Origin of the sequence: Nocardiopsis terrae (assembly GCF_014651695.1) — a bacterium.
Lineage (GTDB): Bacteria > Actinomycetota > Actinomycetes > Streptosporangiales > Streptosporangiaceae > Nocardiopsis > Nocardiopsis terrae.
In genome coordinates this window covers 221,379-247,540 of the sequence record NZ_BMXJ01000001.1, presented here as the reverse complement: position 1 = coordinate 247,540, position 26,162 = coordinate 221,379, and the positions used below count along the sequence as shown (strand labels likewise).

The 26,162-nt window shown below is 70.9% G+C and carries 22 protein-coding genes; 19 read left to right on the top strand and 3 right to left on the bottom strand.

Annotated elements, in window-relative coordinates; all coding sequences use genetic code 11:
* Positions 1 to 23: 23 nt before the first annotated feature.
* A complete protein-coding gene (locus IE195_RS01170) occupies positions 24 to 1,292 on the bottom strand; it encodes a hypothetical protein (protein WP_191266944.1) in 1,269 nt (422 codons plus the stop codon).
* 382 nt (positions 1,293 to 1,674) lie between these two features.
* On the opposite strand from IE195_RS01170, the gene IE195_RS01165 reads away from it, so the two are divergent.
* The 19 genes from IE195_RS01165 to IE195_RS01075 all read left to right on the top strand — a co-directional run bounded on the left by IE195_RS01165 (position 1,675) and on the right by IE195_RS01075 (position 23,651).
* Positions 1,675 to 2,559, top strand: a complete 885-nt coding sequence (locus IE195_RS01165) for an immunity 49 family protein (protein WP_191266942.1) — start codon at positions 1,675 to 1,677, stop codon at positions 2,557 to 2,559.
* Between the two features lie 47 nt (positions 2,560 to 2,606).
* Positions 2,607 to 3,317: a demethylmenaquinone methyltransferase gene (locus tag IE195_RS01160; RefSeq protein WP_191266940.1), complete on the top strand. Its 711-nt coding sequence runs from the start codon at positions 2,607 to 2,609 to the stop codon at positions 3,315 to 3,317.
* Positions 3,318 to 3,735: 418 nt separating this feature from the next.
* Positions 3,736 to 5,040 (top strand): geranylgeranyl reductase family protein, encoded by a 1,305-nt coding sequence (locus IE195_RS01155; RefSeq protein ID WP_191266936.1) that lies wholly within the window; start codon positions 3,736 to 3,738, stop codon positions 5,038 to 5,040.
* Positions 5,041 to 5,310: 270 nt separating this feature from the next.
* On the top strand, positions 5,311 to 5,670 hold the full coding sequence (locus tag IE195_RS01150) for an NADH-quinone oxidoreductase subunit A (protein WP_191266932.1): 360 nt from the start codon (positions 5,311 to 5,313) through the stop codon (positions 5,668 to 5,670).
* Positions 5,671 to 5,749: 79 nt separating this feature from the next.
* Entirely contained in the window at positions 5,750 to 6,295 is a 546-nt protein-coding gene (locus IE195_RS01145; RefSeq protein ID WP_191266930.1) for a NuoB/complex I 20 kDa subunit family protein, read from the top strand.
* A 1-nt stretch (position 6,296) separates the two neighbouring features.
* Complete coding sequence (locus tag IE195_RS01140; protein WP_191266928.1) at positions 6,297 to 7,037, top strand: NADH-quinone oxidoreductase subunit C; 741 nt, start codon at positions 6,297 to 6,299, stop codon at positions 7,035 to 7,037.
* Positions 7,038 to 7,092: 55 nt separating this feature from the next.
* Positions 7,093 to 8,388: an NADH-quinone oxidoreductase subunit D gene (locus IE195_RS01135; protein ID WP_191266927.1), complete on the top strand. Its 1,296-nt coding sequence runs from the start codon at positions 7,093 to 7,095 to the stop codon at positions 8,386 to 8,388.
* On the top strand, positions 8,385 to 9,131 hold the full coding sequence (gene nuoE, locus IE195_RS01130) for an NADH-quinone oxidoreductase subunit NuoE (protein ID WP_191266924.1): 747 nt from the start codon (positions 8,385 to 8,387) through the stop codon (positions 9,129 to 9,131). The genes IE195_RS01135 and nuoE overlap by 4 nt, the downstream gene beginning before the upstream one ends.
* Positions 9,128 to 10,450 carry an NADH-quinone oxidoreductase subunit NuoF gene (gene nuoF / locus IE195_RS01125; protein ID WP_191266922.1) on the top strand — a complete coding sequence of 441 codons (1,323 nt, stop codon included), beginning with the start codon at positions 9,128 to 9,130 and terminating at the stop codon, positions 10,448 to 10,450. The genes nuoE and nuoF overlap by 4 nt, the downstream gene beginning before the upstream one ends.
* Positions 10,447 to 12,906 (top strand): NADH-quinone oxidoreductase subunit G, encoded by a 2,460-nt coding sequence (locus IE195_RS01120; protein WP_191266920.1) that lies wholly within the window; start codon positions 10,447 to 10,449, stop codon positions 12,904 to 12,906. The genes nuoF and IE195_RS01120 overlap by 4 nt, the downstream gene beginning before the upstream one ends.
* Positions 12,903 to 14,276: an NADH-quinone oxidoreductase subunit NuoH gene (gene nuoH / locus IE195_RS01115; protein WP_191266918.1), complete on the top strand. Its 1,374-nt coding sequence runs from the start codon at positions 12,903 to 12,905 to the stop codon at positions 14,274 to 14,276. The genes IE195_RS01120 and nuoH overlap by 4 nt, the downstream gene beginning before the upstream one ends.
* Entirely contained in the window at positions 14,269 to 14,817 is a 549-nt protein-coding gene (gene nuoI, locus IE195_RS01110) for an NADH-quinone oxidoreductase subunit NuoI (RefSeq protein ID WP_191266916.1), read from the top strand. The genes nuoH and nuoI overlap by 8 nt, the downstream gene beginning before the upstream one ends.
* On the top strand, positions 14,814 to 15,776 hold the full coding sequence (locus IE195_RS01105; RefSeq protein ID WP_191266914.1) for an NADH-quinone oxidoreductase subunit J: 963 nt from the start codon (positions 14,814 to 14,816) through the stop codon (positions 15,774 to 15,776). Before nuoI ends, IE195_RS01105 begins: the two co-directional genes overlap by 4 nt.
* Positions 15,764 to 16,063 (top strand): NADH-quinone oxidoreductase subunit NuoK, encoded by a 300-nt coding sequence (gene nuoK, locus IE195_RS01100; protein WP_017543069.1) that lies wholly within the window; start codon positions 15,764 to 15,766, stop codon positions 16,061 to 16,063. The genes IE195_RS01105 and nuoK overlap by 13 nt, the downstream gene beginning before the upstream one ends.
* Positions 16,064 to 16,077: 14 nt before the next feature.
* Positions 16,078 to 18,024 carry an NADH-quinone oxidoreductase subunit L gene (nuoL, locus tag IE195_RS01095; RefSeq protein ID WP_191268027.1) on the top strand — a complete coding sequence of 649 codons (1,947 nt, stop codon included), beginning with the start codon at positions 16,078 to 16,080 and terminating at the stop codon, positions 18,022 to 18,024.
* Entirely contained in the window at positions 18,025 to 19,677 is a 1,653-nt protein-coding gene (locus IE195_RS01090) for an NADH-quinone oxidoreductase subunit M (RefSeq protein ID WP_191266912.1), read from the top strand. It begins immediately after the preceding gene.
* Positions 19,674 to 21,335, top strand: a complete 1,662-nt coding sequence (nuoN, locus tag IE195_RS01085) for an NADH-quinone oxidoreductase subunit NuoN (protein ID WP_191266910.1) — start codon at positions 19,674 to 19,676, stop codon at positions 21,333 to 21,335. The genes IE195_RS01090 and nuoN overlap by 4 nt, the downstream gene beginning before the upstream one ends.
* 139 nt (positions 21,336 to 21,474) lie before the next feature.
* Complete coding sequence (locus tag IE195_RS01080; RefSeq protein WP_191266908.1) at positions 21,475 to 22,479, top strand: polyprenyl synthetase family protein; 1,005 nt, start codon at positions 21,475 to 21,477, stop codon at positions 22,477 to 22,479.
* A gap of 179 nt (positions 22,480 to 22,658) precedes the next feature.
* Positions 22,659 to 23,651, top strand: a complete 993-nt coding sequence (locus IE195_RS01075) for a serine/threonine-protein kinase (RefSeq protein ID WP_191266906.1) — start codon at positions 22,659 to 22,661, stop codon at positions 23,649 to 23,651.
* A 116-nt stretch (positions 23,652 to 23,767) separates the two neighbouring features.
* On the opposite strand, the gene IE195_RS01070 is transcribed toward IE195_RS01075, so the two are convergent.
* Together IE195_RS01070 and IE195_RS01065 are read right to left on the bottom strand one after the other, a co-directional pair.
* Positions 23,768 to 24,982 (bottom strand): hypothetical protein, encoded by a 1,215-nt coding sequence (locus tag IE195_RS01070; protein WP_191266904.1) that lies wholly within the window; start codon positions 24,980 to 24,982, stop codon positions 23,768 to 23,770.
* Positions 24,983 to 25,178: 196 nt separating this feature from the next.
* The gene (locus tag IE195_RS01065; RefSeq protein WP_191266902.1) at positions 25,179 to 26,087 is read right to left on the bottom strand and encodes a hypothetical protein; all 909 of its coding nucleotides are present in this window, start codon (positions 26,085 to 26,087) and stop codon (positions 25,179 to 25,181) included.
* Positions 26,088 to 26,162 lie beyond the last annotated feature (75 nt).

Sequence of the window (26,162 nt, the reverse complement as noted above, 5' to 3'; positions counted from 1 at the left end):
GCCCCGGTCCGGCCGGGAGGGCCTCACGGGGCCGGGAACATCCCCAGGCGCGCGTGGTACTCGTCGGCGAGGCGCTCGGTGTCGCTGCCCACGTAGAGGCCGTCGGAGGTCGCGTGCAGCGCCTCCACGCCGTGGCCGCGGGAGCGCCCCGGGTTCCAGGGCAGGGCCCGCCCCGTGCCGGGGTCCACCGCGGCGACGCCCTCCCGGGCCACCGACCCGGGGCCCGGGTTCAGGGCGCCCTGCTCGTTGTCCATCCAGCGCTGGTGGCCGCCCACGTAGACGGCCGACGAGGTGACCTCGACCGAGTACAGCGAGTCCCCGCCGGTCAGGTTGGTCCAGGTGGGCTCGGAGTCCGCGGTGTCGCTGTTCTCGAACCGGGCCGTTGCCTTGCACAGGCCGGGTTTCATCTTCGGGCCGCCCGCGGTCACCACCACGAAGTAGGAGCCGTCGGGGGAGAACGCCATCTGCCGCATGTACGTGTGCATCGCCGAGTAGTCGCAGGACGCCTCGTAGGCGGAGGTCGACCAGGCCGTGGGGGCCGCGGTCGCGGTGTCGATCAGGGCGATCTGGTAGCGGTCCAGCCCCTCCACCTCGGTGAAGGTTCCGTTGATGGCGAGCCGTTTCCCGTCCGGGCTCAGCGCGAGCTCCTGGACGCGCAGGCTGCCGCGGCGCTGCTCGGCGAGGGTCGGGGCGAAGTCCGGGTCGACCCGCCCGGTGGCGGTGTCGATCCGGGCCAGCCCGGTGCGCCGTTGGCCGTTGACCCCGGAGAAGTCCCCGCCGAGGTAGACGTGGTCCCCGCCGCCGGTGAGCCGGTGCACCTTCCCGCTGTCCACCGAGGCGTCGAACCCCCTGACGGCCCTCCCGGTGGCCGTGTCGATCCGTGCGACGCCCCGGCTGTCCGCACCGTTGACCCGCTCGAAGCCGCCGCCGATGACCACCGTCCCGTCGGGCCCCGCCGCCAGCGAGGTGACGGTGCCGTCCACGGCCGGGGTGAAGCCCGGGAGGACCTCGCCGCTGCCGTGCCTGAACGCGAACAGGTTGTGCCGGTCGTGGGTGCGCCTTCCGTCGGCATCGGAGACGCGGTCGAAGTCCCCGGCCACCACCACGGTGTCGCCGAGGCGGAGGATGTCCTTGACCGCCCCGTCCAGGACGTGCGGGGTCCACTGGACGGGCTGTTCGCTGACCACGCCCTCGTGCGGGGCCGCGAAGGCCGGTGAGGCGGCCGCGGTCCCCAGCGGAAGCAGGAGCAGAGAGCTCATCGTCAGGGCGACGAACGATCGGGCCGGGTTCACGGGACTCTCCTCGACGCACGGCGGGATGGTTTCGGAGACGCCATTATTGCATGTTGTTGCTGGTTGCTTACTCCAAGTAGTCAGGCGTTCCCGCTTCGTCCGCGGCTCTCCGGGCCCGGGCGCCCGGGCCCGGAGAGCCGCGAGCCGCCTGCCCCGCCCCCGGGAGAGTCCTCCGGTACCGGAGGCCGTACGGCTCGCCCGTCGGGGAAACCGGCTCGTCGCCGTTCGGGTGAGTTTCCTGGCGCAAGCCCCCGTCGGGGTGTTGTGTGAGGCGGGGGACCGGATCGCCCGGGCGCGGGAACCGGCCGGTCCGACGCGGGCCGCGTTCGTCCCCCGGCTGAGACCGACCCGCCCATGCCGACTCCGTGAGGAAGTGAAGTCCGTGGTGTTCGTTCCCAGGCGTTCGCCGGTCCGTGTGTCCGTCGACCGGGCCCGGATCGAGGAGATCGAGGCCGAACGGCCCCGTTACGCCGCCCTTCTCGAGGAGCGGACGGCGACCGCCGGCGCCTGCCTGGACGAGGTGTACCGGCCCGTGCTGGAGACCCTCGCGGCCGCACCCGACTGCGACTGGCTCTGGGGATGGGAGAGCTGGGTCCTGGCCACGCAGTACCACCACGCCGTCGTCGCGCTGGGGACCGCTCCCCGCGGCACGGAGTTCGAGTGGCGGGTGGAGCACGGGGACCGCCGTCTGACCTCGCCCGGGCCGATGGCCGCCGCCGACGCCAGTGCCTGGACGAGGGCCTTCTTCCTGGCACTGGTCGGTCGCGACGAGAAGCGGGTGCGGGACCTGGCCAGCATCCCGGTCGAACGCCTGCGGGAGGCCGGGGGCGCCGCGCACCCGGCCTACCTCCACCACTGGGTGGGCGCCCTGCAGGCGCTCGTCAACGGGGACGACCGGATCGTCCCGCACCTGCGTTCGGCGATGGAGCTGTCCGATCCCCGGCAGCCCGGGGCCGACCTTCCGGCCCTCGAACTCGATCTGCTGGTCTTTCCCCAACTGGACCTGTTGCGCGCGTTCCTGGGCGGTGAGCCGGAGGAGTTCGAGCGGATCCTGGTCCGGGGCCTGGAATCGTTCGGGGAGTACCACGCCCGGTCGGCGGGGCGGGGGGATCCGCTCGCGGAGGTGCTGCCGCTCGGCTTGCTCGGCCTGGCCGGCCTGGCCTTCGACCGGGTCGACCACGACCCGGGCTACCGGATGGACGTGCGCTCGGACTACCTGCCCCGTGCCCTGCTGGAGCGCTCCTGGCAGGGGGAGTTCCCCGTCTGAGACAAGGCCGGTCCGGGCTGCTGTCCGGGCCCCCTTAGGCTGTTTCCATGACCCGCGCGAAGCTCGACAAGAAGCCCCAGGACGTCGCTGCGATGTTCGACGGCATCGCAGAGAACTACGACCTCGTCAACGACGTCATCTCGCTCGGCCAGGACCGCGTCTGGCGGCGCGCCGTGGTCGACGCGGTCGACGCCCACAGCGGCGAGCTGGTCCTGGACCTGGCCGCGGGTACCGGTACCTCCTCGGAGTCCTTCATCAGGAAGGGCGCCCGCGTGATCGCCTGCGACTTCTCGCTGGGCATGCTGCAGAACGGGGCCCGGCGGCGCGGCGGCGCCTCGCGCGGCGGTGTGACCTTCGTGGCCGGTGACGCCCTCTCCCTGCCCTTCGCCGACGAGACCTTCGACGCGGTGACGATCTCCTTCGGCCTGCGCAACGTCGCCGACGTGGACCAGGCGCTTCGGGAGCTGCGCCGGGTGACCCGGGTCGGCGGCCGTCTGGTCATCTGCGAGTTCAGCCACATCCCGGTCGAGTTCGTGGACAGGCTCTACTCGACGTACCTGATGGCGGCCCTGCCGAGGATCGCCGGAGCCTTCTCCGGCCGCAGCGAGGCCTACGACTACCTGTCGGAGTCGATCATGGCCTGGCCCGACCAGGCCGAGCTGTCGAAGTACCTCCAGGGCGCCGGGTGGTCGCGGGTCGCGTGGCGCAACCTGACCCTGGGCACGGTGGCCCTGCACCGCGGCTTCCGAGAGAAGTAAAATCCGACATAACGCCCAAAGGGCGAAAGATTTCTCTTTCAACTAAAAAGAACTCAAACCCCGAGGAACGGTCCGTTCCTCGGGGTTTCTTGTTACTCATGAGTCACTTGTGCCCCCTGTGGTGGCGCTAGCTGCACTTCTGGCACTGAGTGACCTCTTTGGTGCGCATGAGTGGTCTTGTGGGCGCTATACCCGATTTCTTGAAGAACGCCCCCCGGGGGGTCGCCTCCCGGCCCGGGAGGGTCTAGACTGCGGAAAAGAGGCTTGTGAAGTGCTTCACAAGCACACGAGTCATATGGCACAAGACCCATGTCGGGTATGTCGGAAGTCCCAAAACGTCCCATAACACCCCCCGTGAGCGGGTCGACCCCGCACTGACCCGCCACGGAGTACCGCGCAAGTAGTCGAGGACACATCCGTGAGCGAGACAGCCACCTCCTCTCCCAGAGGCCGGGAACGGATCGAGTACGACGCCGATGTCATCGTCGTCGGCGCTGGCCCTTCTGGCTCCACCACCGCCTACTACCTGGCCCAGGCAGGACTCGACGTCCTCCTCCTGGAGAAGACCTCCTTCCCCCGTGAGAAGGTCTGCGGCGACGGACTCACCCCGAGGGCGGTGAAACAGCTCACCGCCATGGGGATCACCTTCGAGGACGAAGGGTGGATCAAGAACCACGGTCTGCGCATCATCGGCGCGGGCGTCCGTCTCGAACTGCCCTGGCCCGACCTGGCCGCCTACCCCGGCTTCGGGCTCGTGCGCACGCGCTTCGACTTCGACCAGATCCTGGTCAACCGGGCCGTGGCCGCCGGGGCCAAACTCCTGGAGCGCACCAACGTCACCGGGCCCCTCATGGACGAGCGCAGCAACCGCATCGTCGGGGTGCGCGCCAAGAACGCCGACCGCGAACCGGTGACCTTCCGGGCGCCGCTGGTCGTCGCCGCCGACGGGAACTCCTCCCGGCTCTCCGTGGCCATGGGCATCCGCAAACGCGACGACCGCCCCATGGGCGTGGCCGTGCGCACCTACTTCGAGAGTCCCCGCCACAAGGACGACTACCTGGAGTCCTGGCTGGAACTGTGGGACCGCAGCGGCGACAAGGACGTGCTCCTGCCCGGCTACGGCTGGGTCTTCGGGGTCGGCGACGGCACCAGTAACGTCGGCCTGGGCATCCTCAACTCCACCTCCTCCTTCCAGGACATGGACTACCGCAAGCTCCTGCGCCGGTGGACCGACTCGATGCCGCAGGAGTGGGGCTTCACCGAGGAGAACCAGAAGGGCGGCATCCGCGGCGCCGCGCTGCCGATGGGCTTCAACCGCGTTCCGCACTACTCGCGCGGCCTGCTGCTGGTCGGCGACGCTGGCGGCATGGTCAACCCCTTCAACGGGGAGGGCATCGCCTACGCCATGGAGGCCGGTCAGATCGCCGCCGACGTCATCGTGCAGGCGCACGGGCGCCCCACCCAGCAGACCCGGGAGCGCGCGCTGCTGCACTACCCGGACGTACTGGCGGACACCTACGGCGGCTACTACACGCTCGGCCGCTACTTCGTGAAGGTCATCGGCCAGCCCGAGTTCATGAAGTACGCGACCAAGTACGGCCTGCGCCAGCGCACGCTCATGAAGTTCGCCCTGAAGATGCTCGCCAACCTCACCGAGCCGAACAAGGGCGACGCCATGGACCGGGTCATCAACGGACTGACCAAGATCGCGCCCGCCGCCTAGGCGAGGGCGCCGCCGGGGGTCCGCGGGAAGAACCAAGCCACCAGAACGGGCAGGGCGCGGACGAGGGGACCCCCGGCTTTCCCTGGCGCCCGGGCACGGGTCGAGGCCAAGCGCGCAGACCCGGGCAGGCGCCGCGGCGCGGGGCCCGGGCCCCCGGCGCTCTCCGGAGCGGCCCGGCCTCGCCGAAACGGATTCGAGAAGCACGTGAAAACGTTCACAAGACTGCCGGTCGCGCACTCCGACCAGCCATTGAGTGGAGGAGGGTGAGCCGTGGAGCTGTACACACCGATATTCGTGCTCGGTGGGATCGGCGCCGCGTTCGTCGTGGTGTCGATGGTCGCCGGTGCGGTCATGGGCCCCAAGCGTTACAACCGGGCCAAGATGCAGGCCTACGAGTGCGGTATCGAACCCACTCCGCAGCCCGCGGGCGGCGGCCGTTTCACCGTCAAGTACTACATGACGGCGATGATGTTCATCGTCTTCGACATCGAGATCATCTTCCTCATCCCGTGGGCCGTGCACTTCGACGCCCTGGGCTGGTTCGGTCTGGTCGCGATCATCCTCTTCCTGGTGAACGTCTCCATCGCCTACGCCTACGAGTGGCGCCGCGGAGGCCTCGAATGGGACTGACCCGAACGGGGACGACCCGCGCACCCCGCGTCCAGCCACACCAGCCCCAGCCGCTCATCCCGGAGGAGGTCCGCAGCTGATGGGACTCGAAGAGAAACTACCCGCAGGAGTCGCCCTCACCACGGTCGAACAGGTCGTGGGACTGGCCCGCAAGAGCTCGATGTGGCCCGCCACGTTCGGCCTGGCCTGCTGCGCCATCGAGATGATGTCCGTCGGCGGCCCCCACTACGACCTCGCCCGGTTCGGCATGGAGAAGTTCGGCGCCACCCCGCGCCAGGCCGACCTGATGGTCGTCGCCGGACGGGTCAGCCAGAAGATGGCCCCGGTCCTGCGACAGATCTACGACCAGATGCCCGAACCCAAGTGGGTCATCGCCATGGGCGTCTGCGCCTCCAGCGGCGGCATGTTCAACAACTACGCGATCGTCCAGGGCGTCGACCACATCGTGCCGGTCGACATGTACCTGCCGGGCTGCCCGCCGCGGCCGGAGATGTTCCTGGACGCCGTGCTCAAGCTCCACGACAAGGTGCAGAACACCAAGCTCGGCGCCCACCGGGAGCAGGAGATCACCGAGACCGAGGAGCGCATGCTCCGCCGTTCGCTGCCCCTGGTGACCAAGGACTGACATGAGCAACGAGAACGAGCGCGACGAGGCCGCGGAGAACCTCCCCGACCAGCTCGGCCGTGAGCGCCTGGCCGCACCGGTCAGGCGCACCGGCATGTTCGGCGCGAACACCACGGGCGACACCTCCGGCTTCGGCGGACTCCAGGTGCGGGGGAGCGCTCCCGCCCACAGCCGGCGCCCCTTCACCGACCCCGGCGACCCGCGCACCGCGGACTTCGACCGGGTCGCCGACGACCTGGAGGCGGCCCTCACCGGGATCGGCCGGCAGAGCGATGTCGAGCGGGTCGAGGTCGACCGCGGTGAGATCACCTTCCACGTGCGCCGCGAGGCGCTGCTGGAGCTGGTCCGCGTCCTGCGGGACGACCCGGCCCTGCGCTACGAGCTGTGCACGGGCGTGGTCGGGGTGCACTTCCCCGAGGACGCCGGACGCGAGCTGCACGCGGTCTACCACTTCCGGTCGATCACCCACAACAGCGAGATCCGCGTCTGCACCACCTGCCCCGACGCCGACCCGCACCTGCCCTCGATCGTGTCGGTGTACCCGACCAACGACTGGCACGAGCGCGAGGCCTGGGACTTCTTCGGGATGGTCTTCGACGGCCACCCGGCGCTGACCCGGATCCAGATGCCCGACGACTGGCACGGCCACCCCCAGCGCAAGGACTACCCGCTGGGCGGCGTACCGGTCGAGTACCGGGGAGCCACCGTGCCCCCGCCGGACGAGCGGCGGTCCTACCAGTGATCAGCCCTGTCAGCACACCAGCCACACGAAGGCTCCTCCGGAAGGGAGGCACGGCATGACCGTCACCGAGGACTACATCGACGCCTCCGGTGGGGACTGGGACGACGTCGTCGAGAAGGCCCAGGGCACCAGAGCCGAGCGCCTCGTCGTCAACATGGGACCACAGCACCCGTCCACACACGGGGTGCTCCGGCTGATCCTCACGCTGGACGGCGAGACCTGCACCGAGGCCCGGGTCGGCATCGGCTACCTGCACACCGGTATCGAGAAGAACATGGAGTACCGGACGTGGACGCAGGGCACCACGTTCGTGACCCGCATGGACTACCTGACGCCGCTCTTCAACGAGACGGCGTACTGCCTGGCGGTCGAGAAGCTGCTCGACGTCACCGACCGGGTCCCCGAGCGCGCCAGCGTCATCCGCGTCATGCTCATGGAGCTCAACCGGATGGCCTCGCACTTCGTGGCCATGGCGACGTTCGGCATGGAGCTGGGCGCCACCACGGTGATGACCAACGGCTTCCGTGAGCGCGAGATGATCCTGGACATCTTCGAGCTCGTCACGGGCCTGCGGATGAACCACGCCTACGTGCGGCCCGGCGGGGTGGCGCAGGACCTGCCGCCCGGTGCGGTCGGCAAGATCCGGGAACTGCTCAAGGAGATGCCCAAGCGCATCCAGGTCATGCGCAAGCTCCTGGACGAGAACCCCCTCTACCTGGCCCGCACCCAGGACGTCGCCTACCTCAACCTGCCCGGCTGCATGGCGCTCGGCGTCACCGGCCCGCTGGTGCGCGCCTCGGGCCTGGCCTGGGACCTGCGCAAGGCCAAACCGTACTGCGGCTACGAGGACTACGAGTTCGACGTCCCGGTCTCCGACGGCGGCGACGTGTACGCCCGCTACCGGGTGCGCATCGCCGAGATGGAGGAGAGCCTCAAGATCGTCGAGCAGTGCCTGGACAAGCTCCGGCCCGGCCCGGTGATGATCGAGGACGCCAAGATCGGCTGGCCCGCCAAACTGGCGCTCGGCCCGGACGGCCTGGGCAACTCCCCGGACCACATCGCGCACATCATGAGCGGCTCGATGGAAGCGCTCATCCACCACTTCAAGCTGGTCACCGAGGGCTTCCGGGTCCCCGCGGGCCAGGCCTACGCGGCGGTGGAGAGCGCGAAGGGAGAACTCGGCTGCTACGCCGTCAGCGACGGGGGCACCCGCCCCCACCGCGTCCACTTCCGCGACCCCTCGTTCACCCACCTCCAGGCCGTCGCCGCCATGTGCGAGGGCGGGACGGTGGCGGACGTGATCGCGGCCGTGGCCAGTATCGACCCGGTGATGGGAGGGGTGGACCGGTGAGCGAGCACAACGAGAACACCACCGAGGAGACCCCCGCGGTCTTCACCGACGAGGTCGTGGCGCGCCTGGAACAGGACGCCAAGGAGATCATCAGCCGCTACCCGAAGCCGCGCTCGGCGCTCCTGCCGCTGCTGCACCTGGTGCAGGCCGAGGAGGGGCACGTCAGCCAGGCCGGCATGCAGTTCTGCGCCGCCCAGCTCGACACCACCCTCGCCGAGGTCAGGGCGGTCGCCACGTTCTACACCATGTACCGCCGCGAGCCGGGCGGCGACTACCAGGTGGGCGTGTGCACCAACACCCTGTGCGCGGTCATGGGCGGCGACGAGATCTTCTCCGCGCTCAAGGAGCACCTGGACCTGGCCAACGGGGAGACCACCGAGGACGGCAAGGTCACGCTGGAGCACGTCGAGTGCAACGCGGCCTGCGACTTCGCACCCGTGGTGATGGTCAACTGGGAGTTCTTCGACAACCAGACCCCCGCCACCGCCAGGCAGATGGTGGACGACCTGCGGCTGGGCAAGGACGTCGCCCCCACCCGCGGCCCCGCGGGCCTGTGCACCTGGAAGCAGGCCTCGCGCGTGCTCGCCGGGTTCGACGACGGCCGTGCGGGCGAGGGCGTGCAGGCGGCCGCCCCCTCGCTGGCCGGGCTCAAACTCGCCCGAAGCAACGGATGGGAGGCTCCGGACCCCCGGAACCTCCCCGCCCCCTCGACCGACGACCAGGGTGAGGAGGGTGCGAAGTGACCACCCTGACACCGATCCTGTCCCAGAACTGGGACCGCCCCGACTCCTTCACCATCGACGGATACCGGGCCACCGGCGGCTACGACTCGCTCCGCAGGGCGCTGACCATGGAACCCGACTCCATCGTCGACCTGGTCAAGGAGTCCGGTCTGCGCGGCCGCGGCGGCGCGGGCTTCCCCACCGGGATGAAGTGGGGGTTCCTGCCCAAGGACAACCCCAACCCGCGCTACCTCGTCGTCAACGCCGACGAGTCCGAGCCGGGCACCTGCAAGGACATCCCGCTCATGCTCGCCAACCCGCACGTGCTGGTGGAGGGCGTGGCGATCGCCTCGTACGCGATCAGGTCCAACCAGGCCTTCATCTACGTGCGCGGCGAGGTCGTCCACGTCGTCCGCCGGCTGCGCCAGGCGGTCGCCGACGCCTACGCGGCCGGACTGCTCGGCAAGGACGTCCTCGGTAGCGGCTTCGACCTCGACGTCGTCGTGCACGCCGGGGCCGGCGCCTACATCTGCGGTGAGGAGACCGCCCTCCTGGACTCCCTGGAGGGCTACCGGGGCCAGCCCCGCCTCAAACCGCCCTTCCCCGCCGTGGCCGGGCTCTACGCCTCACCCACCGTGGTGAACAACGTCGAGTCCATCGCCAGCGTCCCCGGCATCGTCGCCAACGGGGCCGAGTGGTTCACCTCCATGGGCACCGAGAAGTCCGCCGGATTCGGCTTCTTCTCGCTGTCCGGGCACGTCACCAACCCCGGCCAGTACGAGGCGCCGCTCGGGATCACCCTGCGCGAACTCCTGGACATGGCGGGCGGCGTCCGCGCCGGTCACCAGCTCAAGTTCTGGACCCCGGGAGGATCCTCCACACCGATCTTCACCGAGGAGCACCTGGACACCCCGCTCGACTTCGAGTCGGTCGGCGCCGCCGGGTCCATGCTCGGCACCCGCGCCCTCCAGATCTTCGACGAGACCACCTGCGTGGTCCGCGCCGTCGGCCGCTGGATCGCCTTCTACGCGCACGAGTCCTGCGGCAAGTGCACGCCCTGCCGCGAGGGCAACTTCTGGATGGTCCAGGTCCTGGACCGGCTGGAGCGCGGCGAGGGTACCGAGGCCGACATCGACAAGCTCCTGCAGATCTGCGACAACCTGCTCGGCCGCTCGTTCTGCGCGCTGGGCGACGGTGCCGCCAGCCCCGTCATGTCCTCGATCAAGCACTTCCGCCAGGAGTACGTCGACCACTTCGAGAAGGGCGGCTGCCCCTTCGACCACTCCAGGTCCACCGTCTGGGCGGACCGGCCGACCACGGAAGAGGGAGGGAACCAGTGACCGTCACCTCCAACACCTCCGGCGGGTCCACGCCCGCCCCGCCCCCCGAGGACCTGATCACCGTCACCATCGACGGCTTCCAGATCCGGGTTCCCAAGGGCACCCTGCTGATCCGGGCCGCCGAACTGCTGGGCATCCAGATCCCGCGGTTCTGCGACCACCCGCTGCTCGACCCGGTCGGGGCCTGCCGCCAGTGCCTGGTGGAGATCCCCGACATGGGCAACGGGCGCGGGATGCCCAAGCCCGCGGCCTCCTGCACCATCACCGTCATGGAGGGGATGGTGGTCAACACCCACCTCACCTCCGAGACGGCGGAGCGGGCCCAGCGCGGGATCATGGAGTTCCTGCTGATCAACCACCCGCTGGACTGCCCGGTCTGCGACAAGGGCGGCGAGTGCCCCCTGCAGAACCAGGCCATGTCCACCGGGCAGGGCGAGACCGAGTTCATCGACGTCAAGCGGACCTTCCCCAAACCGATCGCGCTCTCCACCGGGGTGCTGCTCGACCGCGAACGCTGCATCCAGTGCGCGCGCTGCACCCGCTTCGCCGCGCAGATCGCCGGGGACCCGCTCATCGAACTGATGGAGCGCGGAGCCCAGGAGCAGGTCGGTATCGCGGAGGGGGAGCCGTTCAACTCCTACTTCTCCGGCAACACCGTGCAGATCTGCCCGGTCGGCGCCCTCACCGGATCCGCCTACCGGTTCCGGTCGCGCCCCTTCGACCTCGTCTCCACCCCCAGCGTGTGCGAGCACTGCGCGGCCGGCTGCGCCCAGCGCACCGACCACCGCCGGGGCAAGGTCACCCGCCGACTGGCCGGGGACGACCCGCAGGTGAACGAGGAGTGGAACTGCGACAAGGGCCGGTGGGCGTTCACCTACGCCACCCGGTCCGACCGCCTCTCCCGGCCGCTGGTCCGCGACGAGGACTCCCGGGCCCTGGAGTTCGCCTCCTGGCCCGAGGCGATCAGCGTCGCGGCCCGGGGGCTGGAGGCGGCCCGCGGCAAGGTCGGTGTCCTGGTCGGCGGGCGCCTCACCTACGAGGACGCCTACGCCTACGCCAAGTTCGCCCGCGTGGCTCTGGGCACCAACGACGTGGACGCCCGCGCCCGCGAGCACTCCGCAGAGGAGGCCGACTTCCTGGCCGCCCACGTGGCCGGGACCCCGGTGGACGTGGACTACACGGCCCTGGAGAAGGCCCCCGCCGTGCTGCTGGCCGGGTTCGAACCCGAGGACGAGTCGCCCCTGGTGTTCCTGCGCCTGCGCAAGGGGGCGCGCAAACGCGGCCTGAAGGTCTACTCGATCGCCTCGCACGCCAGCCTCGGCCTCACCAAGACCAAGGGCACCCTGGTCCGGACCGCCCCCGGCGACGAGGGCCGCGCCCTCAACGCCCTGGACGCCGACCACCCCGACGTCGTCGAGGCGATCGGCCAGGAGGGCGCCGTCATCCTGGCGGGCGAGCGGCTCGCCGCCGTCCCCGGAGCCCTCACCGCCGTCGCGGCCCTGGCCGAGCGCACCGGCGCCAGGCTGGCCTGGATGCCGCGCCGCGCCGGTGAACGGGGCGCCGTCGACGCCGGGGCGCTGCCGGGCCTGCTGCCCGGGGGCCGCCCGGTCGCCGACGCCTCGGCCCGCGCCGAGGTCGCCCGCGCCTGGAACGTCGGCTCCCTCCCGCGGGACCCCGGACGCGACACCGGCGCGATCATCGCGGCGGCCGCCGCCGGGGAGCTCGACGCACTGGTCATCGCCGGGGTCGAGCTCGACGACCTGCCCGACCCCGAGGCGGCCCGCGCCGCACTGGCCAGGGTGCCGTTCGTCGTCAGCCTCGAACTGCGCGCCAGCGACGTGACCGACCGCGCCGACGTGGTCCTCCCGGTGGCCGCCGTCGCCGAGAAGTCCGGCACCTTCGTCGACTGGGAGGGCCGTCACCGGCCCTTCGGCGACGCGCTCAAGGTGCCCGGCGCCCTCTCGGACCTGCGGGTACTGTCCGCCGTAGCCGACGAGATGGACGTCCACCTGGGCCTGCCCGACTCCGCCAGCGCCTACAACGAGCTGCTGGAGATGGGGATGTGGCTCGGCGACCGGGCCGCCGGACCCGCCGTCCGGCCGGTACCGCCGCCCGAACCCGCACCGGGCCAGGCGCTCCTGTCCACCTGGCGACAACTGCTCGGCACCGGCCGGATGGAGGACGGCGAGCCCTACCTCGCCGGTACCGCCCGCCAGCCGCGCGCCTACCTGTCCAAGGCCACGGCCGACGAGGTCGGGGTCCCCGACGGCGGATCGCTCCGCGTCACCGGGACCCGGGGCTCGGTGACCGTCCCCGTGGTCGTCACCGACATCGCCGACCGGGTCGTCTGGCTCCCGGCCAACGCCCACGGCTGCGACATCCGCCGTGACCTGGGCGGCACCGCCGGTCAGCCGGTAGCCCTGGCCGCGCACACCACCAACGGGAGGCAGCAGTGACCCCCGCCGCTCTCGAACCGAGCGTGGTCCACCTCGCCTCGGAGAGCACCCTCGGCGCCTTCGGGAACGACCCGTGGTGGATCACCACCATCAAGGCCCTGGGGATCTTCGTCTTCCTCATGGTCTGCGTGCTCATGATGATCATGGCCGACCGCAAGGTCATGGGCCGGATGCAGCAGCGCCACGGACCCAACCGGATGGGTCCCTTCGGCCTCCTCCAGTCCCTGTTCGACGGCATCAAGCTCTCCCTCAAGGAGGACCTGATCCCGCGCGGGGTGGACCGGTTCGTCTACATCGCCGCCCCGATGATCGCGGCCATCCCCGCGTTCATCGCCTTCTCGGTCATCCCGCTCGGGCCCGAGGTGAACATGTTCGGGGTCATGACCCCGCTCCAGCTCACCGACCTGCCGATCGCCGCCCTGCTGGTCCTGGCCACCGCGGCCCTGGGCGTGTACGGGTTCGTGCTCGGCGGCTGGGCCTCCCAGTCGCCCTACGCCCTGCTCGGCGGCCTGCGCGCCTCCGCGCAGGTGATCAGCTACGAGATCGCGATGGGCCTGTCCTTCGTCGCGGTCTTCATCATGGCGGGGACGCTCACCACCTCCGGCATCGTCGCGGCCCAGGAGAACCTGTGGTTCGCGGTACTGCTCCTGCCGTCGTTCCTCATCTACATCGTCACGATGGTCGGTGAGACCAACCGGCTCCCGTTCGACCTCGCGGAGGGCGAGGGCGAGATCGTCGGCGGCTTCATGACCGAGTACGGCTCCATGAAGTTCACGATGTTCTTCCTCGCGGAGTACGTGAACATGTGCACCGTCGCCGCGGTGTCGGTGACGCTCTTCCTCGGCGGTTGGTACGCCCCGCCCGGGGTCAGCATGATCCTTCCCGGCGCCAACGAGGGCTGGTGGCCCGTCCTGTGGTGGCTGCTCAAGTTCGTGGCCGTGATGTTCCTGTTCATCTGGGCCCGCGGCAGCCTCCCGCGCGTCCGGTACGACCAGCTGATGAAGCTCGGCTGGAAGGTCCTCATCCCGATCCAGCTCGTGTGGATCACCGGTGTCGCCGTCGTCCGCATGCTCGTGCTCGACGGGGCCCACCCGCTGGTCATCGCCGCGGTGGTCGCGGGCTTCACCGCGGCCACCGTCGCCGCGATCGCTGCCTGGGTCCGCTTCGTGCGCCGCGAACGCGCCGAGGAGGCCCGACAGCGCGCGGAGAACGCGAGCCGCGCCCACCGGGAGCCCTCCTACGGCGGCTTCCCGGTGCCCCCGAGCACCGCCGCCCACTACGGCAGCAGCGTGCTCGCCGAACCGCCGCGGACGGCCCCGGCCGCCACCGCCGAACGCAACCAGAAGAAGGGGGAGGTTACCGGTGCTTGATTGGCTCAACCCCGTCAAGGGTTTCGGTGTCACCTTCCACACGATGTTCAAGAAGGTGCCCACCGTCGAGTACCCGGAGGTACAGCGCCCCACGGCGCCGCGCTTCCACGGACGGCACCAGCTGAACCGGTGGGCCGACGGCCTGGAGAAGTGCATCGGGTGCGAACTGTGCGCCTGGGCCTGCCCGGCCGACGCTATCTACGTGGAGGCGGGGGACAACACCGAGGACGCCCGGTACTCGCCCGGTGAACGCTACGGGCGCGTCTACCAGATCAACTACCTGCGGTGCATCCTGTGCGGGCTGTGCGTGGAAGCCTGCCCGACCCGCGCGCTCACCATGACCAACGAGTACGAACTGGCCGACGACAGCAGGCAGAGCCTGATCTGGACGAAGGAACAGCTGCTCGCCCCGCTCCGCGAGGAGATGGAACAGCCGCCGCACCCGATGCGGCTCGGTGAGACCGAACAGGACTACTACGCCACCGGGCGCGGCGAGCACGGGACGCAGGACCGGCCGGAGAACACGGGGGCGGTCCGTTGAACCCGCTCACCCCCGCGACCCCCGCGTTCCACCTCGCCGCCCCGGCCCCCATCGGCTCGGGGGAGGCCGCGGTCTTCTGGATCCTCGGCACGGTCGTCGTGCTCGGAGCCCTGGGCGTGGTCTTCTCCCGCAAGGCCGTGCACTCGGCCATGTCGATGGCGCTGGCGATGGTCGGCCTCGCGATCTTCTACGGCATCAACGAGGCGCCGTTCCTGATGGTCGTCCAGATCGTCGTCTACACCGGCGCCGTCCTGATGCTGTTCCTGTTCGTGCTGATGCTCGTCGGCGTCAGCTCCGCGGACTCCCTGGTGGAGACCCTGCGCGGACAGCGGCTCATGACGGCGGTCGTCGCGATCTGCTTCGTCGGCGCCCTGACCACCGGAATCACCCGCATCGCCGTGGGCGACCCGACCGGGATCGCCGCCGCGGCGGCCCCGGTGGGCGGCACCATCCCGTGGATCGCCGGCGAGCTCATCCTGCGCTACGTGGTGGCCTTCGAGGCCACGGCCGCGCTGCTCATCACCTCGGTGCTCGGTGCCATGGTGCTCGCGCACACCGCCCGGACGGGTAAGCGCCGCACCCAGCGGGAGATGTCCGAGGACCGCATCCGCGGCGACCACGCGACCCCGCTGCCCGGACCCGGCACCTACGCCCGGCACAACGCGATCGACATGCCCGCGCTGCTGCCCGACGGCACGGTCTCCCAGCTCTCCCTCAACCCGGTCCTGACCGCCCGCGACCCCGAGTACCAGTCGGGGATCCCGGGCGAGGTCCGGACCGGACGGTCCGCGATCCCAGGCGGGGCGTCGGACCCGACCAGCTCCAAGGAGGCAGAGCCGGTCGCGGACGGGGAGTCCCGCCCCGCCGCGCACGCCGAGGACGGGACCGCCTCCGAACCGGACGGCGAAGAGAACGGCAACGGCAACGGGCAGGAGGTCGAGTCCACGTGGACCCGATGAACTACATCGTCCTCGCGGCGCTTCTGTTCACCATCGGCGCGGTCGGCGTCCTCGTACGGCGCAACGCGATCATCGTCTTCATGTGCGTGGAGCTCATGCTCAACGCCTGCAACCTGGCGTTCGTCGCGTTCGCCCGGATGCACGGGGACATCGAGGGGCAGGTCGTCGCCTTCTTCGTGATGGTCGTGGCCGCCGCCGAGGTGGTCGTCGGCCTCGCGATCATCATGCAGATCTTCCGAACCCGCAGGTCGGCGTCGCTTGATGACGCGAACCTGCTCAAGCACTAGAAGGCGACGTGGCAGTGACACGACATCACGCATACCTCGCCGCCGAACCCGCGGTGGCGACCGCGGCCGACAGCGCGGTGCTGTCGAACGCCTGGCTGCTGATCGCCCTGCCGCTCGCGGGCGCGGCGATCCTGCTGCTCGGCGGGCGGCGCACCAACGGGTGGGGGCCGCTGCTGGCCACCGCCCTGCCGGTCGGCTCCTTCGTCTGGGCCGTCCTGGCCCTGTTCGAGCTCCTCGGCCGGGACGCGGCCGAGCGCAGCGTCTCCGTCCCCGTCTACGAGTGGTTCGCGGCAGGCGACTTCTCCGCCCGGATCAACCTCCTGGTGGATCCGCTCTCGATCAGCTTCGTCCTGCTGATCACCTTCGTGGGTTCGCTCATCCACGTCTACTCGCTCGGCTACATGGCCGAGGACCCCGGCAGGCGGCGCTTCTTCGCCTACCTGAACCTGTTCGTCGCGGCCATGCTCGTGCTGGTGCTCGCGGACAACTTCGTCCTGCTGTTCCTCGGCTGGGAGGGTGTGGGACTCGCGTCCTACCTGCTCATCGGGTTCTGGCAGTACAAGCCCGCGGCGGCCACCGCGGCCAAGAAGGCGTTCCTGATCAACCGGGTCGGTGACATCGGCCTGCTCGTGGCGATCATGATCATGTTCACCGTGCTCGGCGCGGTGAGCTTCAGCGACGTCTTCGCCGCGGTGCCGGGCGCCGGTGACGGCGTCCTCCTCGCGATCGGGCTCCTCCTGCTCCTGGGCGCCTGCGGCAAGTCCGCGCAGCTCCCGCTCCAGGCGTGGCTGCTCGACGCGATGGAGGGCCCGACCCCGGTGTCGGCGCTCATCCACGCCGCCACCATGGTCACCGCCGGTGTGTACCTGATCGTGCGCGCCGGACCGATCTTCGAGGGCGCCCCCGTGGCCCAGACCGCCGTCATGACGGTCGGCGCCGCCACCATGCTGGCGGGCGGGATCATCGCCTCCGCCAAGGACGACATCAAGAAGTCCCTGGCCGGATCCACGATGAGCCAGATCGGAATGATGGTGCTGGCCGCCGGGCTCGGCCCGGTCGGCTACGTCGCCGCCATCGCCCACCTGGTCACGCACGGCTTCTTCAAGGCCGGGCTGTTCCTCGGCGCCGGCTCGGTCATGCACGGTATGAACGACGGTGTCGACATGCGCGGGTACGGCGGGCTGGCGTCGAAGATGCCGATCACCTTCGCCACCTTCGGCCTCGGCTACCTCGCCATCATCGGCGTCCCGTTCCTGTCCGGCTGGTGGACCAAGGAGAGCATCATCTCCGCGACCTTCGGCATCGGCGGCACGGCCGGGATGGTCTTCGGCACCGCCGTCATCCTCGGAGCCGCGCTCACCGCCTTCTACATGTCCCGGATGGTCTTCATGACCTTCCTCGGCAGGAAGCGCTGGGACGAGGGCGTGCACCCGCACGAGTCCCCGGTGAGCATGACCGCCCCCATGGTGGTCATCTCGATCGGATCGGTCTTCCTCGGCGCCTTCCTGGTGCTCGGCGACCGGTTCGCGGGCTTCCTCGCCCCGGCGGTCGGCGCCGAACCGCACCACTTCACCGTGGGGCACGCCCTCACCGCCCCCTACGGCCTGGCCGCCCTGGCCGTGCTGGTCCTCGGCGTGGCGCTCGCCTGGTTCGCGTACCTGCGCAAGCCGGTGGCACGCACCGCGCCCGACGGCAACCTCGTCACCGACACGGCCCGCAACGAGCTGTACGGCAACGAGATCAACGAAGGCCTGTTCATGCGGCCCGGCCAGGTGCTCACCAAGGCGCTGGTCGTCATCGAGGACAAGGTCGTCGACGGCGCGGTCAACGGGATCGGTGCCGGGGTCCGCGACTCCTCCACCGGGCTCGGCAGGACACAGACCGGGTTCGCCCGCACCTACGCGCTCACCATGCTCCTCGGCGCCGTCATCGTCGCCGCGACGCTGGTTGTGAGGTTCTAAATGATCCCCTGGCTCACTCTCGCGATCGCGCTTCCCGCGGTCGGCGCTGCCGTCATCTGGGCGCTGCCGCGCGTCAAGGCCCCGGCGTCCGCGGACACCGCGGCCCAGGCCGGCGCCTCGGCCCGCGCCGACGCCGGTTCGGGCACCGCCACGGCCACCAGGTCCCGCCCCGCCGCCACCGGCGGCGCGGCGGCCCCGGCCGAGACCGCCAAACGCCTGGCGCTCGGCTTCTCGGTCGCGACCCTGCTCCTGGTCGCGGCCATGGCCCTGAACTTCGACACCTCGGGGGCGGGCGGCCTCCAGTTCGAGGAGGTCTACCCGTGGATCCCCTACTTCGGGGTCCACTTCGCGGTCGGCGTCGACGGCATCTCCCTGGTGCTGGTCCTCATGTCCGTGGTCCTGGTGCCGCTGGTGGTGCTGGCGGCCTGGAACGAGCACTCCGACCGCGAGGACGGCGGACGCGGCTACTTCGCTCTCGTCCTCGCCCTGGAAGCGATGATGATCGGTGTCTTCGCCGCCACCGACGTCTTCCTGTTCTACGTGTTCTTCGAGGCCATGCTCATCCCGGTCTACTTCATGATCGGGCGGTACGGGCGCGGCGCCGACAGCGCCAGGGCCGCGATGAAGTTCCTGCTGTACAGCCTCGCCGGCGGCCTCATCATGCTGGTCGCGGTGATCGGCGTGTACGTCGTCGGCGGCACGTTCCTGTGGACCGAGCTCACCGACCCGGGCGGCGCCCTCGCGGCCGTCGACCCGGCCACGGCGCGCTGGCTCTTCCTCGGGTTCTTCATCGCCTTCGCGATCAAGGCTCCGATGTGGCCGGTGCACACCTGGCTGCCCACCGCGGCCGGGTCCTCCAGCCCCGGCACGGCGGTACTGCTGGTCGGTGTGCTGGACAAGGTCGGCACCTACGGCATGCTCCGGTACTGCCTGGAGATGTTCCCGGCCGCCGTGTCCTGGTTCGTGTGGCCGGTGGTGGGGCTGAGCCTGGTCAGCATCGTCTACGGTGCGATCCTCGCGATCGGGCAGAGCGACATGATGCGCCTGGTCGCCTACACCTCGGTGTCCCACTTCGGCTTCATCACCCTGGGAATCTTCGCCCTGACCCAGCAGGCGCAGGCCGGAGCCGCCCTGTACATGGTCAACCACGGGTTCGCCACCGGCGCGCTCTTCCTGGTGGTGGGCTTCCTCATCGCCCGCCGGGGCAGCTCCAGGATCGAGGACTACGGGGGCGTCCAGAAGGTCGCGCCCAAACTCGCCGGGGTCTTCCTGGTCACGGGGCTCGCCGGTCTGGCGCTGCCGGGCCTGGCCCCCTTCGTCAGCGAGTTCCTGGTGTTCGTCGGCGTGTACGCCTTCAACCCGGTCCCGGCGGTCATCGCCACGGCCGGTGTGGTCCTCGCGGCGCTCTACATCCTGTGGATGTACCAGCGCACGATGACCGGCCCCACCCCGGAGGGGCTGTCCGGGCTGCCGGACCTGTCCGGGCGTGAGATGTGGGCGGTCGCCCCGCTGGTCGCCCTGATCATCGCGTTCGGCGTCTACCCGCAGCCCATGCTCAACGTGATCAACCCCGCCGTCGAACGCACCGTGGAGGCCGAGGCCGACACCGCAGTGGCGGTCACGGACGGCGACGCGGAAGGAGACGAGGAGTGATCCCCCTCAACCTTGCGGACGGGGCGCCCCCGGCGCTCCACGGAGTCACGGAGGCGCCGCCTGCCCTGGACTGGTGGCTGCTCGCCCCGTTCCTGGTGCTGTTCGGCGCCGGTGTGCTGGCGGTCCTGTTCGAGGCCTTCTGGCCCAAGGACTCCCGCCGCACCGTACAGATCGCCCTCGCGGCGCTCGCCCTGCTGGTCACGTTCGTCCTGCTGATCCTCCAGGTGGAGGCGGTCGGGGACGGTACGACCGTCGCCAACGGTGTGCTGGCGGTGGACCGCACCGTGCTCTTCTTCCAGGGCACCGTCACCGTTCTGGCTCTGGTCAGCCTCATGCTGATCGCCGAGCGGCGGGACGGTCGGGACGCGTTCTCGGCCCAGGCCGCCACCGTCCCGGGCAGCGAGGAGGAGCGCACGCACATCCTCGCGGGCTCCCAGCACACCGAGGTCTACCCGCTGGTGCTGTTCGCCGTGCTGGGCATGCTGATGTTCCCGGCCTCGAACGACTTCCTCGTCATGTTCATCGCCCTGGAGGTGATGAGCCTCCCGCTGTACCTGCTGTGCGGCCTGGCCCGCCGTCGTCGCCTGTTCTCGCAGGAGGCCGCGGTCAAGTACTTCCTGCTGGGCGCGTTCTCCTCGGCGTTCTTCCTGTTCGGGATCGCCATGGTCTACGGTTACGCGGGCTCGGTGAACTTCGGTGTGATCCGCCTGGCCGTGGAGTCGGGCGGGGCGGAGATCTTCGCCGACGGCAACGGTGAGCCGCTGCTGCTCATGGGTGTGGGCCTGGTCGCGGTCGGCCTGCTGTTCAAGGTCGGCGCCGTGCCCTTCCACAACTGGAAGCCGGACGTCTACCAGGGCGCTCCGACCCCGATCACCGCGCTGATGGCCTCCTGCACGCTGGTGGCCGCCTTCGGTGCCCTGCTGCGGGTGTTCTTCGTCCCGTTCGGCACCTCGGCGCAGATCTGGGAGCCGATGCTGTGGACGGTGGCCGTCCTGACGATGGTCGTCGCCGCGCTCGTCGCCGTCACCCAGCGGGACATCAAGCGGCTGCTGGCCTACTCCTCGGTGGTGCACGCCGGGTTCATCCTCACCGCCGTGGTCGCGGGCAGCGTCGACGGGCTCGCGGGCGCCATGTTCTACCTGGCCGCCTACGGGTTCACCACGCTGGGCGCGTTCGCCGTCGTCACCCTGGTGCGGACCCGGGACGGCGGCCAGGAGCTCGGTGACATCGACCGGTGGGCGGGTCTGGGGCGGCGTTCCCCGGCCCTGGCCCTGGCGCTGTCGCTGTTCCTGCTGGCCTTCGCCGGCATCCCGCTCACGAGCGGGTTCATCGGCAAGTTCGCGGTCTTCGAGGCGGCCGTCGCGGCCGGGGCGGCCCCGCTGGTCGTCGTCGGCGTCCTCAGCAGCGCCGTCACCGCGTTCTTCTACGTTCGCATCATCGTTGTGATGTTCTTCCGGGATTCCGAGGGTGAAGGCCCCACGGTGGCCCGGGCCGGTCTGCTCACCGGCGGTGTGATCACCGTGGGTGTCGCGGCCACCCTGGCGCTCGGAATCTTCCCGGGGCCGGTACTGGACAACCTCCTGCCGTCCTCCGAGCCGGGCCAGGAGCCCGCCGCGGTAATGGTTGACCAGGTCACAGCGGTTCCGGGCGAGGAGTGACCGCCTACCCGGGTGTGGCTTTGGACGATCATTCCGGGTCGGATACCGTGGCAAGTCGGATCATGTTCATGTGCTGAGCGTGTGACGGCCCCCTCCCGAGGGGGCCGTCACACGCCCGTTCAACAGGTGGAGCTTTACGGTGAGCGGTGCTGTCCCGAGCGGTTTTCTCGCTCTGCCGAGAGTTGACCCGAGCCTCGCCCGGGAGGTCAAGGACGACCTGGAGAAGGTCGAGGACCTGCTGAGGGAATCGGTCCGGTCCAGCGACCCCATGCTGACCGAGGCCGCCTCCCACCTGCTGGCCGCGGGAGGCAAGCGCTTCCGCGCCATGCTGGTGCTGCTCGCGGCCCACTTCGGCGACCCCCGGGTCCCCGACCTCATCCCGGCCGCCGCCGTGGTCGAACTGACCCACGTGGCGACGCTCTACCACGACGACGTCATGGACGAGGCGGAGCTGCGCCGCGGCAGGGCCAGCGCCAACCAGCGCTGGGGCAACACCATCGCGATCCTCACCGGCGACTACGTGTTCGCCAAGGCCTCCACGATGCTGGCCGACCTGGGCACCGAGGCGGTCCGGCTCCAGGCCGAGACCTTCGCCCGCCTGGTCCAGGGCCAGATCCTGGAGACCTCCGGACCGCGCGACGGGATCGACCCGCTCGACCACTACCTGAACGTCATCGACGACAAGACGGCCTCGCTGATCGCCGCCTCCGCGGAGTTCGGCGGCATGTTCGGCAAGGTCGACCCCGAGACGGTGAGCACCCTGACCCGCGCCTGCGACGCGCTGGGGATGGCCTTCCAGCTGGCCGACGACATCCTGGACGTGGCCAGCGAGAGCGCCGACTCGGGCAAGGTCCCCGGAACGGACCTGCGCGAGGGCGTGCTCACCCTGCCGATGTTCTACGCGATGCGTTCGCAGGACCCGGCCGACGAGCGGCTGAAGTCGCTGCTGGGCCGTCCGCTCGACGACACCGAGGCCGAGGAGGCCCTGGGACTGCTGCGCCGGCACCCCGCCATGGCCGAGGCCGACGCCACCCTGCGCGGCTGGGCCGACAGGGCCCGCTCGGAGCTGGTCACCCTGCCGGACATCCCGGCCCGGGACGCCTTCCTGGCCCTGTGCGACTACGTGGTGGAACGCTCGGGCTGACCGGCACCGCGGACCTGTGGCCGCGGGCCCCGACCGGAATCCTCCGGGCGGGGCCCGCGGTGCGTTCGGGACCGGATCGTCGACGGTTCCGGTACGGGCCGAGGAACCGCAACCGCGGCCGGGGAGGCGGCGTCTCAACGGGTGACGTCCTTACGCTCCCCGACGGAAGGCCGGACACCATGCCCGCACCCCCGCAGGCCGCCCGCCGCAATCTGGGACTGTCCCCGCTCACCTCGGGCGATCCCGTGCGGGTGGGCGGCCACACGCTTGTGGGGCGGCTGGGCGCGGGCGGGCTGGGCACCGTCTACGCGGCTCTGGGACACGACTCGCAACTCTTCGCGATCAGGGTTTTCCGTCCCGGGTGCACCGCCGACCCCGGCTTCCGGGCCCGGCTCCGGGAGGAGGTCGATCTGGTCCGGCGGGTCGACAGCCCCTACATCCCGCGTTTCGTCACCGCCGCCCCGGAAGCGGACCCTCCCTGGACGGCGACGGAGCTCGTTCCCGGACCGACCCTCGGCGAGTGGGTGGCGGGCAGCGGGCCGCTGACCGGTGAGGCGCTGCTCGCGGTGGCCGCCGGAACCCTGGAGGCCCTGTGCGCCCTGCACACCCGGGGCCTGGTGCACCGGAACCTCGGGCCGGACAACGTCAAGCTCGCACCGACGGGGCCGAAGGTGCTCGACCCGGGGATCGTCCGTGCCTTGGACGAAGCGGTCCTTGCCCGGACCGGAGGGCTGGCCGGGGCTCCCGGCCGGACCGCACCCGAACGGTACCGGCGGGGCGGTTCCGGGCCGGGGGTGGACGTGTTCGCCTGGGGTGTGCTGTTGGCCTTCGCCGCGACCGGGCGGGAACCCTTCGGGGAGGGGGCTCCACAGGAGGTGGCACGCCGGGTGCTCTGGGAGGAACCCGATCTGGCAGGGGTTCCCGAGGACCTGTTGCCCCTGGTCGAGGCCGCACTGGAAAAGGACCCGGACCTGCGCCCCCGCTCTCCGGAACTGCTCCGCGGGCTGACCGCGGACGGTGCGCAGACGGCCGAGCTGGTGCGCCTGGGATGGCTGCGGTTGGCGCGGCCCCGCGGGCGGGGAAGGCGGCGGGCCCTGGCCGCGGTGACGGGAGCCCTTCTGGCCGCCTGGGCGGTCGGGGCGCTGCTGTTCCCGGGGGCGGCTGCGTGGTGATCTCCTCAGCCGCCGTACCGGCACGTTCGCCGTCCTCTCCGGGAATGACGGAAGCAGAGTGACATGACGACGGCGCCGCCCCGGTTCGCGGGGCGGCGCCGTCGGCTCGGGGAGCGTCAGCTGATCACGGGGAGGGCCTCGGAACCGGGCAGGTCCATGAAGGTGGGGTGCTCGACCATGCCCTCGGGGGTCTCCTGCTCGGCGGTGCCGCCCTCGACGGACACCAGGTCACTGGTGTCCACCTGGCCCAGCAGGTCGCCCTGGCCGAGACCGTTCACCAGGTCCTCGGCGGTCGTGGTGTCGATGCCCTCGGCGACCCGGGGCAGCTGGGCCTCGGACAGGGGGCCGTCCAGGGACACGGGCTCGGCGGCGCCGGGCTCGGACACACCCGAGACCACGGCGTCGGTCAGGTCCTGGACACCCGGGGCCTCCGGGGCGCCGGTGTCCCCGGCGGAGCTCTGCGGGACGGTCAGGTCGCGGTCCTCCCAGGCGCGGTTGCCCACCATGCCCAGGACCTCCTCCTCGCCGAGGTTCACGTAGTTGTCCTCGGTCAGCTCCGTGGACTCCACGACGTCCTGGATCTGGTCCGGGGCCTCCAGGCCGAAGGCGGCGGCCAGGTCCCACATGTTGGGAGCGGTGGGCGCCGCGGCCTCGGAGTGGCTCATGGGGAGGGTGGCCCCCTGGCCGCCCAGCGGGCCGAGCTCGTCCAGGACCAGGGCGTTGCCCCCGGTCAGTTCGGTGACCTCGCCGGCCTCGGGGAGCGAGGGCGCCTCGGACAGTTCGGGCACCCGGGGGGCGTCCAGGTCGGGCAGGGTGAGCATCTCGTCGCGCAGCTCGGTCACCGCCACCACCGTGTGGGGCAGGACCTCGGTGGCGGTGTCCTCCACGGACGTCCCGGTCTCGCGGGCGGTGTCCTCCAACGCGACGCTGGTGTCCTCGGCGGAGGCCTCCAGGGCCCGTCCCGCGGCCTGGCCGACGGTGTCGTGCGGGTCGCCGTCCAGGCCGGTGGCGTCCTGCGTCCGGGCCGCGGCGTCGGCCAGCGGGGAGTCGGGCAGCACGGCGCCCAGGTCCGGTGCGGGCTTGGTGTTGTTCGCGGTGTCCTGGAGTTCGCTCAGGGCGCTCCCGGCGACCGGGGTGAGGCCCTGGGGGGCCAGCTCGTTCATGGTCGGGGCCACGCCCTCGACGAGCGCCCGCTCGACGACGGGGGCGATCTCGTGCATGGGGGTCTTCATGTCCTCGGCGCCGGCGACCCCTGCGCCGAGGGCCACGAAGCCCGCGGTGCCCGTGGCGAGGAGTACGACTCGGGCGGAGAAACGCTTGGTCTGCGTCATGGTTTTCCTTCCCTGGTGAAGCTCTGGTGTGCGAGATGGCCGTAATGCCGCGTGCGGCGGCCGTGGGGAGCCGGGGCGGACCACCGGCTGACGTGAATCACGTGAACGACGGCACGGGACTCAGGTCAGCTCCCAGGAGAAGTGCTGGCTGGGAACGGTCCGGGGCGCATGGAAGGCGCCGGGGCGGGACCGTTCGCTAGTCGGGTGAGACCGTGGGGTCGTCGGCCGGGTCGACGGGCACCGCGTGCAGCCGGTGCGCGGCCAGGCGCATCGTGTCGGCGGCGGGTGCGGGAAGGGGTGCGCTCGTGAGGTAACCGGCGACGGAGGGCGCGCTGGCCGGTCCGTTGGCGGTGGGCGCGGGTGAGCCGGTGGTCTGCTGGACGCGCTGGTGCTCGGGCGCGCGGTCGGCTGCGCCGTGGTCGGGCTCCGCCGTCCCGGCGGCCTCGGCCGGGTCTCCGGCCGGTGCGGGGATGTGGTGCGGGGCGGCTGCCGAATCGAGGACGGCGGGGTTCCGGCCGGTCTCCGCTTCGGGCCGATCGGCCTCCTCGTCCCCCCGCGGCCGCGGCTCCGCACCGTCCTCGGCGGGTTCGGCGGGGGCGGAACGGGACGCCCTGGCCTCGGTGGCCGGGAGCGTGTGGGTCAGACCCTGTTCGACCGCCGTGTCGCTGGTGCGACCGATCTCCGTGACGACCTCGCGCACCTCGCTCCGGACCTCGGTGACGGCCGGCTCGGGCAGGGAGGCGGCGGCAGCGGCGGTGTCGGCCGTGTGCTTGCCCAGGTTCTCGTGCACGGTGCCCAGGGTCGTGTTCACCGGCGCGGCGACCCTCTCCGGAACGACCTGTTCCAGGGATTTCTCCTCGTCCAGACCGAGACTCCTCCCCGAGGTCAGGGCCTCGGCGGGGAGGGCTCCGCGGGTCGCCGAGGTGTTCTCGGCGTCCGGGTGCGCGGGAGAGGTGTCGGCCTGTGCCGGGGCTGCGGAGCAGAGCAGCCACAGCACGGTGAGGAACGCGCCGATCAGGAGTGGAAGGCAGAGCAGGGAGGGTGCCGCCGCGCACGCGGCCGAGACGGCACGGAGCGTGCCGGTTCGGCTGGTGCGAGGTATCAAGGGGACCCTCCGGGACGTGCTGCCAGGTCGGGGCGGGGCAGAGCCCGACGCCCACGACCTGACGTTAGCACAGTG

What these genes read in the sequence shown, in the direction of transcription:
- IE195_RS01160 (WP_191266940.1), top strand. Translation starts at nt 2,607, where the DNA reads ATGACCCGCGCGAAGCTCGACAAGAAGCCCCAGGACGTCGCTGCGATG.
- IE195_RS01145 (WP_191266930.1), top strand. Translation starts at nt 5,750, where the DNA reads ATGGGACTCGAAGAGAAACTACCCGCAGGAGTCGCCCTCACCACGGTC.
- IE195_RS01140 (WP_191266928.1), top strand. Translation starts at nt 6,297, where the DNA reads ATGAGCAACGAGAACGAGCGCGACGAGGCCGCGGAGAACCTCCCCGAC.
- IE195_RS01135 (WP_191266927.1), top strand. Translation starts at nt 7,093, where the DNA reads ATGACCGTCACCGAGGACTACATCGACGCCTCCGGTGGGGACTGGGAC.
- IE195_RS01090 (WP_191266912.1), top strand. Translation starts at nt 18,025, where the DNA reads ATGATCCCCTGGCTCACTCTCGCGATCGCGCTTCCCGCGGTCGGCGCT.
- IE195_RS01075 (WP_191266906.1), top strand. Translation starts at nt 22,659, where the DNA reads ATGCCCGCACCCCCGCAGGCCGCCCGCCGCAATCTGGGACTGTCCCCG.
- IE195_RS01070 (WP_191266904.1), bottom strand. Translation starts at nt 24,982, where the DNA reads ATGACGCAGACCAAGCGTTTCTCCGCCCGAGTCGTACTCCTCGCCACG.